General features: G+C 68.5%; 12 protein-coding genes. 4 read left to right on the top strand and 8 right to left on the bottom strand.

The window, feature by feature from the left end; genetic code table 11:
• Positions 1-527: 527 nt before the first annotated feature.
• The 3 genes from KY572_RS14320 to KY572_RS14310 are packed head-to-tail and all read right to left on the bottom strand — an operon-like array spanning position 528 to position 1339.
• Positions 528-710, bottom strand: a complete 183-nt coding sequence (locus tag KY572_RS14320) for a hypothetical protein (RefSeq protein WP_224243162.1) — start codon at positions 708-710, stop codon at positions 528-530.
• Positions 711-1007 (bottom strand): toxin-antitoxin system YwqK family antitoxin, encoded by a 297-nt coding sequence (locus KY572_RS14315; RefSeq protein WP_224243161.1) that lies wholly within the window; start codon positions 1005-1007, stop codon positions 711-713. It abuts the gene before it with no gap.
• Positions 1004-1339 (bottom strand): hypothetical protein, encoded by a 336-nt coding sequence (locus KY572_RS14310; protein WP_224243160.1) that lies wholly within the window; start codon positions 1337-1339, stop codon positions 1004-1006. The genes KY572_RS14315 and KY572_RS14310 overlap by 4 nt, the downstream gene beginning before the upstream one ends.
• 287 nt (positions 1340-1626) lie before the next feature.
• Here KY572_RS14310 and KY572_RS14305 point away from each other — a divergent pair, with 287 nt between their 5' ends.
• Positions 1627-2466: a hypothetical protein gene (locus KY572_RS14305; protein ID WP_224243159.1), complete on the top strand. Its 840-nt coding sequence runs from the start codon at positions 1627-1629 to the stop codon at positions 2464-2466.
• A 17-nt stretch (positions 2467-2483) separates the two neighbouring features.
• Complete coding sequence (locus tag KY572_RS14300; RefSeq protein ID WP_224243158.1) at positions 2484-2963, top strand: lipocalin-like domain-containing protein; 480 nt, start codon at positions 2484-2486, stop codon at positions 2961-2963.
• Here KY572_RS14300 and KY572_RS14295 read toward each other — a convergent pair.
• Positions 2960-3253 carry a hypothetical protein gene (locus KY572_RS14295; RefSeq protein WP_224243157.1) on the bottom strand — a complete coding sequence of 98 codons (294 nt, stop codon included), beginning with the start codon at positions 3251-3253 and terminating at the stop codon, positions 2960-2962. The two genes, KY572_RS14300 and KY572_RS14295, sit on opposite strands and share 4 nt — an antisense overlap.
• Positions 3254-3331: 78 nt before the next feature.
• Entirely contained in the window at positions 3332-3613 is a 282-nt protein-coding gene (locus KY572_RS14290) for a hypothetical protein (RefSeq protein ID WP_224243156.1), read from the bottom strand.
• 193 nt (positions 3614-3806) lie between these two features.
• Here KY572_RS14290 and KY572_RS14285 point away from each other — a divergent pair, with 193 nt between their 5' ends.
• Positions 3807-7073, top strand: a complete 3267-nt coding sequence (locus KY572_RS14285) for a serine/threonine-protein kinase (protein ID WP_224243155.1) — start codon at positions 3807-3809, stop codon at positions 7071-7073.
• Positions 7074-7086: 13 nt separating this feature from the next.
• Here KY572_RS14285 and KY572_RS47775 read toward each other — a convergent pair whose 3' ends face one another.
• Positions 7087-8241 carry an ADYC domain-containing protein gene (locus KY572_RS47775; RefSeq protein ID WP_224243154.1) on the bottom strand — a complete coding sequence of 385 codons (1155 nt, stop codon included), beginning with the start codon at positions 8239-8241 and terminating at the stop codon, positions 7087-7089.
• A 360-nt stretch (positions 8242-8601) separates the two neighbouring features.
• Here KY572_RS47775 and KY572_RS14275 point away from each other — a divergent pair, with 360 nt between their 5' ends.
• Entirely contained in the window at positions 8602-9801 is a 1200-nt protein-coding gene (locus tag KY572_RS14275) for a trypsin-like serine peptidase (protein WP_224243153.1), read from the top strand.
• Here KY572_RS14275 and KY572_RS14270 read toward each other — a convergent pair.
• A complete protein-coding gene (locus KY572_RS14270; protein WP_224243152.1) occupies positions 9795-11177 on the bottom strand; it encodes a sigma 54-interacting transcriptional regulator in 1383 nt (460 codons plus the stop codon). The genes KY572_RS14275 and KY572_RS14270 overlap by 7 nt on opposite strands.
• 58 nt (positions 11178-11235) lie before the next feature.
• Entirely contained in the window at positions 11236-11868 is a 633-nt protein-coding gene (locus KY572_RS14265) for a class I SAM-dependent methyltransferase (RefSeq protein ID WP_224243151.1), read from the bottom strand.
• Positions 11869-11983 lie beyond the last annotated feature (115 nt).

Raw genomic sequence — 11983 nt, 5'->3', positions numbered from 1 at the left:
GAAGGGCGCGGCTCCCAGGGCGCGTTGCCCTCCGGGATTGAGCAGGTCATCCCATTAGCCCACATAGGGACAGATGTCTCTGCTCCCATCTCGGCCAATCCCTCGCCTGTGTTTAGCGAGGCGCAGCAGCGCCCCGCAGTCGCCTAGGGTCCGGGTGTCTATTCCGTTGTGTGATAGGGAAGTTCATCCTCCACAATCCCCTTGCCAGGCATGCTTGGAGTTGGTCGCCCCACTGATTCTCGCTGTAGGGCTCGTGCTGGAGGGGAGCACCGCCTGTGCGCTGCATCCGGTATCGGCACAGCTGATGCGATACCCCTTGAGAAGGATAGAGGCGGGAATCGAACCCGCACCGATGCAAAACCTCTACCAGAATCACGGAAAGCGCTGGACGTCTTTGCTTGCGCCCGCTGTAGTGCTAGGCGCAGCATGCTGGCGTATCCGCACCCACGGGGTGCGAAGGCCGTGCGCACTGAGCCCCCCTTACCACCGGCACGGACGCACGATCCAGGGTGGTGCCTCGGCTTCGGCTACCGCTGCTTCGGGCCGGGATCCGAGGGCACTGGCGAGTCCCCCTGCTTGGGCGGCGTCTCGACGAGCTCTCCATTCTCGTAGGTGCGCTGGACCACCCGGCGATCGCCATCGTATTCCTCGTAGTCCCCGTGTCTCTCACCGTTCTTGATGGTGGTGATGATCACGTAGTGTTCCGACACCTAGCGCTTCCAGACTCCCGTGAAGGGACGCCCGTCCTTCCAATAGGTGGTCTTCTCCTTCCGCACCTCGGGCGAGCGATGCCGCCGCTCCTCGACGCCATCGGGCGTCCAGAAGTAGGACAGGAGGCGCAGCTCGCCATCCACGTACTCGCCGCTTGAGAAGAGCGTGCCATCGCGATGGAAGTGCTCGAACCGGCCCTGTTCCCGGCCGTCCTTGAACAGGGTGCGCTTCTCCAGCTTGCCACTGGCGAAGTACCGGAACTCCTCGCCGTGCTGCTTGCCGGCCTTGCAGCTCACGGGCTTGTAGAGCGTACCCGCGCGATACGTGTCGAAGTCGACGTAGTTCTCGACAGGCTCCAGGGTGTGACACTGTCACGCATCGTGAGGGCACAGAGCCCCGCTCTCTTGTAGTCGAACAAGTTGATCTGCTGGGTGTGGCTCCCCACGGAGACCTCGAACCGAACCGACTTCTCGTACGCATCGTGGTAGTCGAGCATGGACCGATGCCCCGCTTCGAGGCAGCGCTTCAGGTCCTCGCCGCTCAGGACGCTGCAGCTTGCCTCCGCTCGCTCCAGAGGGACCAGCGCCAACAGGAAGGGCAGCAGCGCCAGAGGCAATCGCAGGCTCATGGTGGAGGTCTCCGTAACGCCCGGAGCATATCCGGTCAGCAGCCCGGAGGTCCCCGTCAGAGATGTATCCATGGCTCGCTGACACGTCAGCGCCGTGTCAGCTCCGCGAATTGACACCTGAAGAGCTGTGACTTCGCGTCGATGCCTCGGGGAGCGTGCGCGACTCGAGAGTGGAACCACCCTTGCATCCAGGCATGCGGAGCGGGTCGCGCCGGCTTGTTTCAAGCCTGAGGGCTTCGCCAGGGCTACCAGCGCTTGCCATTCACTGACTGGAAGGGATGAACTCCATGGAGAACCTGTTCGAACTCATTGGCGAGTCTGCTCCTTATGTCGAGGTGTATGACGTTGCCGTGGACAATGGCGTTGTCTACAGCCAGTTCAGGCCGGAGCAGCAGCGCTACGCCGAGACGACGTTGATGAGCTGCTCCGAGGGGCTGCGGACCCTGGCTGTCCACGGCGTCATGACCTGCGCCGCGGCCAATCCGATCAAGTCCAGGCATTACTACCTTGCCACCCAGGCGGATCTCCAGGTGTTCCCGGTCCACGCCACCACGGCAAACTCCTTCCGTTGCATGGGACGCGTCGATCGGATCGCTCGAGCCAAGAACTTCCCCTTCTATACGACGACCGTGACGTGCTTCACGGAGAAGGGCGAGCGCTACGCGGCTCTCGAGTTGACGTGCGTGGGCCTCAACGAAGAGGAGTTCGTGAAGCTCAAGGGGACCGATGCGGCACCCACGATGGCCCGGGTGCCCGGTCAGCCCAGCCCGTACGTGAACCCCGTGCGGCCGATGCAGCTGGAGTGGATACGGCCCGGCGAGGAACTGCGAGCCACCCTGGAGGGGTTCCGCCGCGAGGACTTCGCCGGCCACTTCGACATGCGGGCGATGTGTCCTGTGTCGATCCTGGGGGGAAACGCCTGCTCTCTGCTGCGCCACTTCCCTGGGTTCGACGCCTATCAAATCACCCGGTGCGTCCTCACCTGCAAGCAGGCGTCGCTTCCCGGGGAGAAGCTACACCTCGGCTGTGTACGGGAACGGGACGACCATTTCACGGTCACAGCCCACAATGGCCAGGGCAAGCTCCTGTCCACGTTTCAAATCGACGCGCGAGCGCATCGGCGCTGAGCCCCGAGGGAGACACCATGACGCTCAAGGAGAGACTTGTCGGCACCTGGCAGCTCATCGCGGTGGAGGGCCGCTTGCCGGATGGAAGCAGGAACCACCCCTACGGGCACGATCCCCTCGGCATGCTGATCTACGACCGTGACGGGAACATGGCGGTGCAGCTCATGGGCCGGGACCGCCCCTCCTTCAAGTCCGCGGACTTGAAGGGGGGCACGGCGCAGGAGGCGAAAGAAGCGCTGGACGGGGCCGCCGTGTACTTCGGGACCTACGACACCGACGAGCAGACGGACACCGTCTGTCACCACATCAAGGGCAGCGTCTTCCCGAACTGGATCGGTACCGTGCAGAGAAGGAAGGCCACCGTGGAAGGCACCCGGCTGGTCTTGAGCACGGGCCCCCTGCTGATGGGGGGAAACGAAGCCGAGGTCGTCCTGGAATGGCGACGGGTGTCATTCCTCTCCGTGTCGGCACCGCCCCCCACGGTGGGGACTGACTAGAGCTTGCTCCAGCAGACGCTGACCGCAGTCCGGCCGCAGTACCTGTCGGCGTACTCGCGGCAGTTGCCGTAGGGCACGTCGCCGTAGCCGGCGAAGTAGTGCGTGGTCTGCGAGGAGGTGCACCGGAACGTACAGTAACGGCCGCCGTTCTCCCAACCCTCGCAGAGGGCCTGGCTCGTCGTGCCGAGCTCCTGCTCCGTGCTGATCTCCGTCTCCTCGGGGATGGGGCCGCCGCAGGCGGAGAGGAGGGCACCAAACGCCACGCTCATCATCAGGGTCTTCAGCTTCATGGGAATGCCTTTCAAAGGGTGTGGTCGAGCAATCGGGATGGCGGGCGGCGCCTCACGGCCTTGACCGCCCGGAAGGTGCTAGCGGCTCCAGCAGACGGAGACCGCGTTGCCCTTGCAGAAGTCGTTCGCGTACGCCGTGCACCCGCCATAGGACACGTTGCTGGTGGCGTAGATCCACCGGCCGTCGGCGCTGCACTTCCAGGTACACCGACGCCCGCCGTTCTCCCAGCCCTCACAGACGCCCTGCTCCGCGACGCCGAGCTCGTCCCCCGAGCTCACGCCCTCCTCGGGCAGCGGGCCGCCACAGGCGGAGAGGAGGGCACCGAACGCCAGGCTCATCATCAGGGTCTTCAGCTTCACGAATGGAAACTCCGGGAGAAGTGCCGGGCGGGACGCACGGCCTGGAATCACTCTTTATCAGATTTATTAAACTTGTCAGCTTAAACAGTTTTTACTGGTAGTGCGGCATTTCCTGGATGCAATGCGTCGAGAGTCCGGAGGGCGAGGGCGCCGTCGAATCCCTCTCGCGGGTCAGGCCGACTAGCGTGGCGCCATGCCGGACCCTGCGGACAAAGCGCCAGTCCTCGAGCCCACCCTCGTTCCGGAGCTCCCCGCGTCCACGGAGGCGGCGCAGCCGACACTGGCCGGGGAGCAGTCCTCCGAGGGCGTGTCGGCCCCCGCCCCCACGGAGGGGCCGGGCGAGCAGTTCCCCGTCTCCCAGTGGAGCCGCTATGAGTTCATCTCGCTGCTGGGCCGGGGCGGCATGGGCGAGGTGTACAAGGCCCGCGATCGGCTCCTGGGGCGCACCGTCGCGCTGAAGTTCATCCGCGGCGCGGACCCCGACCTGGTCATGCGCTTCCTCCAGGAAGCGCGCGCCCAGGCCCGCATCGATCACCCCCACGTCTGCAAGGTCTACGAGGCGGGTGAGGTCAACGGGAAGGCCTATATCGCCATGCAGGTGGTGGGCGGCGAGCGGCTCGACCGGGCCGCCGCGAGCATGTCCCTGCCCGAGAAGCTGCAGGTGATGAAGGACGCGGCCCTGGCCATGCACGAGGCCCACAGGCTGGGCGTCATCCACCGCGACCTCAAGCCCTCCAACATCCTGGTCGAGCGCGGCGAGGACGGGCGCTGCTTCCCCGTCATCATGGACTTCGGCCTGGCGTACGAGGTCAGCCATGGCCACGGCCTCACCGTGACGGGCGCGCTGATGGGCACGCCGTCGTACATGGCGCCCGAGCAGGCCCGCGGTGAGCTGCGGAGCATCGATCGCCGCTCGGATGTCTACAGCCTCGGCGCGACGCTCTACGAGCTGCTGGCCGGCGAGGCCCCCTTCACCGATACCACCCTCGTGGACACCCTGAACAAGGTGCTCCATGAGGAGCCGCCGCCCCTGCGCTCGCGGGTGCCACAGCTCGAGAGCGATCTGGAGATCATCGTCCTCAAGTGCCTGAACAAGGAGCCCAGCCAGCGCTATCCGTCCGCGCGCGCGCTGGCCGAGGATCTGGCCCGCTTCATCGACGGCGAGCCCATCCTCGGGCGGCGGCCGAGCCTGATGTACCGGCTGCGGCGGCGAGCGCGGAAGCACCGCGCGCTGGTGGGTGTCTCAGCGGCGTCGCTGGCGACCATCCTGGTCCTCTCCGCCTTCGGTGTGCGCTCGTGGCTGGAGGCCCGGCGCACCCAGCAGCAGTCCGAGGAGCGCGCTCGGCTGGCGGAGCAGCTCGGGCAGCAGGTGAAGGAGATCGAGTGGTTCCTGCGCACCACCTACGCGCTGCCGCTGCACGACACCAGCCAGGAGCAGCAGCTGGTCCGCGAGCGCATGGCGGGAATCTCCGCCCGACAGCACGAGCTGGACGCGCACGGCCAGGGGCTCGTCCACCATGCCCTGGGGCGCGGCTACCTGGCGATGCACGAGTTCGAGAACGCGCACCAGGAGCTGACTCGCGCGCGCGAGCGGGGGATCGACTCGCCCGAGCTGCACTACGCGCTGGGGCGGGTGCTCGGAGAGCTGTTCCACCAGGCCATGGAGGAGACGCGCCGCGGCGGTGACGCGGCCTGGGTGGCCGAGCAGCAGCGCGCGCTCGAGAAGCAGTACCTGGAGCCCGCGCTCCAGTCGCTGGAGCGGAGCCGGGGGATCGATCTGGAGTCCCCGCGCTACCTCGAGGGGCTCATCGCCCTCTACCGCCGGGAGTACGACGTGGCGGAGCAGGCCGCGGCGGAGGCCATCGCCCGGGCGCCCTGGGTGTACGAGGCCCGGAAGCTCGCGGGGGACGTGGCCTATGCCCGCGCCATGGAGCGGCTGGAGCGTGGCGAGTACGACGCGGCGCGCGAGCGGCTGCTGGAAGCGGACCGCCTGTACGCGCAGGCGGTGGAGTCCGGCCGCAGCGACGCGTGGAACTACGAGGCCCTCTCCCAGGTATGGCTGCAGCAGGCGGAGATCGACAAGCGGCAGGGCCGCTCACGCAAGGAGTCGGTCGAGCGCGCCCTGGAGGCGGCGGACAAGGGCATCCAGGCGGCGGCGCTGCGCTCCTCCAGCCACACCCAGAAGGCCTATGTGCTGATGCACTGGTACCGGGTGATGAACTTCGAGCGAGGCGGGCAGGAGCCCAAGCCCATCCTCTCCCAGTGGCTCGCCACCGCCTCGCGCGCCGTGGAGCTGGATGCGCGCAACGCCCACGCCTACGACACGCTGGGCTACGCCTGGTTCATGCGCGGGCTCCAGGAGGCATGGGAGCGCCAGGATCCGAGCCGCTCCTGGGACGAGGCCACCGCCATGCTCACCCGGGCGCTGGAGCTCGAGCCCGACTATCTCTGGGGGCTGAACGATCTGGGGCTCGTCCAACGCTGGAGGGGAAACTACCAGCGGGAGCACGGCCAGGATCCCACCCAGGCCTACGCGGAGGCGGAGCGCCACTTCCGCCGCGCGGCGGCCAGCGACCCGAAGTACCTCTTCGCCCACTCGAACCTGGTGGACCTGTACAACGCGATGGCGTCGTACCGCCTCTCGCGTGGGCTCGATCCCGAGGCGGAGGTCCAGAAGGCGCTCGAGGCCGGCCAGCAGGCCTTCGCCATCGACAAGAACCTCTACTCGGCGCTCAACCACGTGGCCAGCGCGGAGCTGACGCGCGCCCGGTACCTCGTGGACACCCAGGCAGATCCGCGCCCGGCGATCGCGCGGGCCTTCCAGCACCTCGACCAGTCCCTGAGCATCAACGCCAAGGCCGGGCGGACGTCCTTCTACCGGGCCCTGGGCCACCTGCTGCTGGCGCTCCATGCGCTGAAGGAGGAGCGTGACCCGGCCACCGCGCTCGAGGCGGGGCGGCAGGCGCTGGCGGAGTCCCTCCGCAACGATCCGCGCTGCGCCGACTGCCGGATCCTCCATGCGCGGCTGAGCCTGACGGAGGCGGACCAGGCGAAGCGGCAGGGGCGCCCCGTCCTGCCGCACCTCCGGCAGGCGCTCGCCGAGGCGCAGCAGGCCGTGAAGATGTACCCCTATTACGAGTCCCACCTGGAGCTGGCCCGGGCCTGGTGGAAGCTGGCTCGGGCGCTGCCGCCGCGAGAGGCCGTGAACGCCGTCACCGAGGGCCTGGGGCAGACCCAGCTGGCGCTCCAGCTCGACCCGAACCTGGCCCACGCCCACGCCCTTCGCGGAGCCCTGCTGCTGGAGCGGGCGCGGACGGAGCGCCAGACCGAGGCCCGCCGCGACGCCGCCCGTGAGAGCAAGGCCGCGCTCGCGAGGGCCTTCGAGCTCAATCCCCTGCTGCGGTGGCAGTACGAGGACACCGCGCGGGAGGCGGAGGCGATGGGCTCGCCTCCGGGATGACTCCCGCGGGCGCTCAGGGCTGCGGCTGGGCGGTGGCGAGCTTGGCGTCGGGCGTCCACTCCAGCGGCGAGCCGCAGGGCTTCAGGCCGTGGTAGTTGCCGATGGGGATGTCCTGCTTGTGCCGCCGGTGCTCCTCGGTGAGGCACAGCGCGCCGCCAGGGCTCCAGAGCGCCTCGATGTTCCGCTCGTCGATCGGATCCTGGGAGTGGCCAAACCCGTACTGGTCCCGCTTGAGGATCGGGGTGCCGGTGGCGGTGTAGCTCTTGAGATCGTTGAAGCGGACGAAGTACGCCGCGCGCTTGGCCTGGAGACAGGCGCCGTAGACATAGCTGCGCCTCTCGTCGGACTGGGCCGTCTGGGGCTCCCACGGCTTGTAGCCCCAGTTGAGGCACGTGACGATGGCGCCGGAGCCGCACCCCATCGTCGTCACCAGGCCGTCGGTGGTGACGGCCGCGTTCATGCCATTGATAGTCCGGCCCGGGAGGAAGGAGACGACGTCCGGGCTCTGGTCCTGCCGCAGGCAGTGCTGCGCCCAGATGCCGGGCTTGCCCGCGAAGACCGAGCGGTATTGGACCTTGTAGCCGTGGATGGACTCGGGTGATACGCCCTCGGGCTTCACGCTCAGCTCGTAGCGAGTCCCCGCCGTGCCGGCGATGAGCTGGAGCGTCACCCGGCTCAGGTCGGCCCCCATCGCGGTGCGCTGGGAACCCTGGAGGCTGTACGTGATGGAGAGCGCGCTGCCCGCCCCGTTGATGCTGAGCACCTTCGCGCTCTGGCCGTCGACCGTGGCGCCGAGGGTGTACTGCTCGAACCGCATGTTCCCGCTCGCGGCGCTCCGCCCCTTGAGCACCGGCCCGTTCGGGGTATTGACGAAGGCCTCCGGACAGAAGCCCAGCCGCCCGCTCCCCTCATCCTTGAAGCAGTAGTTGCCGCCCTCCACCACATAGATGCCCAGGCCGTTGCCATCCGGATCGCACTGCCCCGTGGGGCACTCCGTCGCATCCAGATTCGCCGTGGCCATGCTGAGGCCGCAGTTGCTGATGCCGCAGTCATTGATGGGCAGCACGCTCGAGGTGGTGGCCGGGTCCTTCTTGGGGAACAGCCAATGGCAGCCGCTCACGCCGCTGGCCATCAAGACCACCGCCACGAGCTTCGTGATTGTCGTCACCGTGATGTCTCCTGGAAACCGAGAGGTCGCCTGGATTTGAGCCAGATTCGTGCCACGGTTGCCATCAACAGCGGCTCACAGGCCCTGCCCCTTCGACCTCCATGGATGCGGCACGGTGCCGCGGTGGTACGGGTGGCACAGGTGGCACAGGTGGCGCTGTGCCACCCGCCCTCCCCGGCTGTGCCACCTCCCCTCGCCCGGCCGCGCATCCCCACGAAATCCCGGCGGAGAGCGGCTGGCCTGGCGCTTGCTCATGTCCGGCGTGTCTCGGGAATGAACCCGAGGACGACGGCAGCGAGGGACTTTGCCCGGAGCACCGAGGCGATCCTCCGCTGCGAGCAGGAGAGCCCCATGAAGTTCATGACGATCAAGCGTTTCGGCGTGGCATGCATCGCTTCGCTCGCCCTCGGCGCGTGCGGCACCGAGGAGCTCGACTCCAGCACGAGCGAGCCCGTCACCTCCACCCAGGAGCAGACGCTCGAGGTGCCCGCCGACTGGATCGGCCACCAGCTGGGCCTGAGCGCGCCCCGCCTCCGCCCGGTGGAGAAGGTGACCCGCTTCGCCCAGCTCCAGCCGGGGGAGCTGCCGGCCATCCGGAAGATCGAGCCCCAGCTCGGGCTGGAGAAACCGGGCGGGCAGATCCGCACGATGGGCCCGGACGGGACGATCTACGAGGTGGTCGTGCCGGAGGCGGACCTGGCGCGGGTGGGATTCGAGCTGCGGCAGCGCAACCTCACCGGCAGCAGCTTTCCCTCGGAGGCGCCGCGCAGCGAGAGCGGGTGGTCCAACGGCATCGACAGCCGGGCGCGGTCGGTCAACACGGCCTCGGACTGGCCTCGGGACACCATCGGCGTGGTGTCTCCCAATGGCTCGAGCTGGTGCACGGGCACCCTGTTCGAGGATCGGCTGGTGCTGACCGCGTTCCACTGCCTGTGGGACGGCTACGGCAACTGGGTGGGCGGCGCGCAGTTCCGCGCGGGCCAGGACGGCACCACGCAGCCCTACGCCGCCGTCGACCACACGTGGAAGTACTGGGACCAGGGCTTCGTGGACAACGAGTGCCACAAGTGGAAGGTGACGGGCTACCGCCAGGTCTGCGAGAAGTATGACTGGGCGGTGCTGGTGCTCGGCACCACGCCGCGCAGCTCGACCGGCGTGGCGCCCGGCTACATGGGCGTCTATTACAACTCCTCGGACAGCGGGGTGAGCTCGTACACGAAGTACCACTACGGCTACCCGGGCTGCGGCTCCGGCGGGGCTCCGGCGGGCTGCGTGAACAACTCCATGTGGGGGCAGAGCTTCGCCTGCACCACGGGCTCGTTCTTCAACTCGGTGAACGGGTGGAACCGGAACTTCTACCACGGCTGTGACATGTCCGGCGGGCACAGCGGCGGGCCGCTCTACTCGTGGAGCCCGGGCTCCAACGGCCCCTACCTGCTGGCCACCAACATCGCCGAGTCGTGCACGGGCTCGGACTGCACCGGCACCACGCCGAACATCGCGTTCCGCATCGATCAGTGGCTGGGCGACCTGATGATGTACTGGCGCTCCATCTACTGATCGTCCTCGCCGCCCGTGGGCGCCACGATGGCGTGGCGCTCCAGCAGGCGCCGCAGCTGGGTGCGGTGCATGCCGAGCGCGCGAGCGGTGGCCGCCACGTTGCCGCCGTGCTGTCGCAGCGCCTCCTCGATGCGAGCCCGCTCGGCGGCATCGAGGGGGCTGGCTCGAGAGGGTGCCTCCGGGACCACCGGGGGCACCTTCTCGTTTGTCACCTGGAGCGGCGTGGAGGGCCCGAACGCCGTGCCCGCGCTGGGGCTCAGGTGGCGCGCCTCGATGCGCTGGGCGCCCTGCATGAGCGCCGCCTGGGCGGCGGTGCGGATCTCCACGAACAGCTCCCGGACGTTGCCCGGCCAGGGCCGCAGCAGACAGGCCTCGAGCAGCGAGACATGCAGCCCGGGCCCGGAGGCGACCTGCTGGACGGCCTGCTGGAGGAGCAGGGGGAGCTCCTCGGGGCGCTGGCGCAGCGGCGGCAGCATCACCTCCGGACGGCCGATGCGGAAGTACAGGTCCTCACGCAGCTTTCCCTCGGCCACCAGCCCGCGCAGGTTCTTGTTGCTGGCCGAGCACACCCGGATGTCCACCTTCCGGGACCTGGCGCTGCCCAGGGGGAGCACCTCGCGCGTCTCCAGGACGCGCAGCAGCTTGGCCTGCACGGCCAGCTCCAGCTCCACCACCTCGTCGAGGAACAGCGTGCCGCCATGGGCCGCCTGGAGATACCCCTCCGCGTCATCCGCCCCGGAGAAGGCGCCCTTCCTGGAGCCGAACAGGAGCCGCTCGGCGACGCCCTGGGGAATGGCCGCGCAGTTGACCGCGATGAAGGGCCCTTCGCGCTGGGGGCCGTGCTGGTGGAACGTGCGCGCCACGCCCTCCTTGCCCGCGCCGCTCTCGCCATGGATGTGCAGCGAGAACCCGAGCTGCGCCGCGCGCGTCACCTCGTCCAGGAGCCCCTGGAGCGCCGGGCCGCGCACGAAGCCGTCCACGAGCACGACACCTCGCTTCTTCACCGGACCCACGTCCGCGGAGGGCACGAAGAGCGAGTCCCCCATGCGGATGACGCGCTGGGCCTCGCGCGGCGTCTGGGGAGTCAGCCGCTCTCCATCCACGAAGGTGCCGTTCTGGCTCCCCAGGTCGGTGACCTGCCAGCGCCGCCCGTCGAAGTGGATGCGCGCGTGACGGCGCGACATCCGCGGGTCCTGCGCCTCGCCGAGCTCGGCATGGCCTCGCCCCAGCTCCAGCTCACGGCCTTGCAGCGGCAGCGTCGCCACCCTGACGCTGCCCGCGGACATGAGCTGCAGCAGGCCCGGGATGCGCTCCTCCTCCGAGCCCTTGCCGGACGTCAGTCCGCTGGGCTGCAGGGTCGACGGATCCTTTTCCATGCCCGGCCATCATACCGTGACGCGGGACGGGCACCGGCCCGAACGCAGGCGCCTCCCGTCACTGACTGAACGAAGGCTGCAGGAAGAGCAGGTAGTGGTCCGGCAGGCCGTCGTACTCGGAGACGACGGCGTAGCCCGCGGACTGGGCCGCGGCGACGAGCGGCGGACGCATGGCGCGGACGTGCGTCACCGCGAGGCGGCCATTCGGAGCGAGCGCGGAGCGCAGCTTCGTGAGGTAGGCCACCCGGTCCGCGAGGAAGTGGTCCACCTCGGAGAGGATGATGAGATCGTACGTGCCCTCCTCGAGGCCAGGGTCGTCCGGCGGCACCTTCCGCACCACGACGTTCTTCCGATCGGACACACGCGCGCGGAGCCTCGAGAGGACCTCGTCGTTGATGTCGGTGGCGACTACCTGCCCTGTCGGGCCGACCGCGTCCGAGAGTCGGACCGTGAAGTAGCCGAGCCCGGCTCCGACATCGGCGATGCGCTGTCCCGGAGCGATCTTCAGCTCGGCGACGAACTTCGCCGGCTGACGGGAGCGGTCATAGGTGGGGTTCACTCCCTCGACGCCGCCCACCCCATGCAGCTCGACGGGCGGCTGTGTCGTGGGGGCCTTCCCGCTCTCGGAGCGACAGGCGACGGTGGTGACCAGCAGGGCACAGAGCCACAGCCGAGCGAGACGAACGGTCACTCCAAGAGTACGAGCGCGGGTCATCTCCCAAGGGTACACGACCCCTCGACGCCCTGAGAGACTTCACTCATCGAACGACTCAGGAGCGCTGGAGCGGAATCGGGTCTATGGTGCG

Source organism: Hyalangium gracile (assembly GCF_020103725.1).
Lineage (GTDB): Bacteria > Myxococcota > Myxococcia > Myxococcales > Myxococcaceae > Hyalangium > Hyalangium gracile.
The sequence above is the reverse complement of the archived record's forward strand: the minus strand, read 5'-3'. Positions and strand labels throughout refer to the sequence as shown.

Excerpts from the sequence above, each read along its gene's own strand:
- KY572_RS14310 (WP_224243160.1), bottom strand. The coding sequence starts at position 1,339 with ATGAGCCTGCGATTGCCTCTGGCGCTGCTGCCCTTCCTGTTGGCGCTG.
- KY572_RS14305 (WP_224243159.1), top strand. The coding sequence starts at position 1,627 with ATGGAGAACCTGTTCGAACTCATTGGCGAGTCTGCTCCTTATGTCGAG.
- KY572_RS14300 (WP_224243158.1), top strand. The coding sequence starts at position 2,484 with ATGACGCTCAAGGAGAGACTTGTCGGCACCTGGCAGCTCATCGCGGTG.
- KY572_RS14295 (WP_224243157.1), bottom strand. The coding sequence starts at position 3,253 with ATGAAGCTGAAGACCCTGATGATGAGCGTGGCGTTTGGTGCCCTCCTC.
- KY572_RS14285 (WP_224243155.1), top strand. The coding sequence starts at position 3,807 with ATGCCGGACCCTGCGGACAAAGCGCCAGTCCTCGAGCCCACCCTCGTT.
- KY572_RS14275 (WP_224243153.1), top strand. The coding sequence starts at position 8,602 with ATGACGATCAAGCGTTTCGGCGTGGCATGCATCGCTTCGCTCGCCCTC.
- KY572_RS14270 (WP_224243152.1), bottom strand. The coding sequence starts at position 11,177 with ATGGAAAAGGATCCGTCGACCCTGCAGCCCAGCGGACTGACGTCCGGC.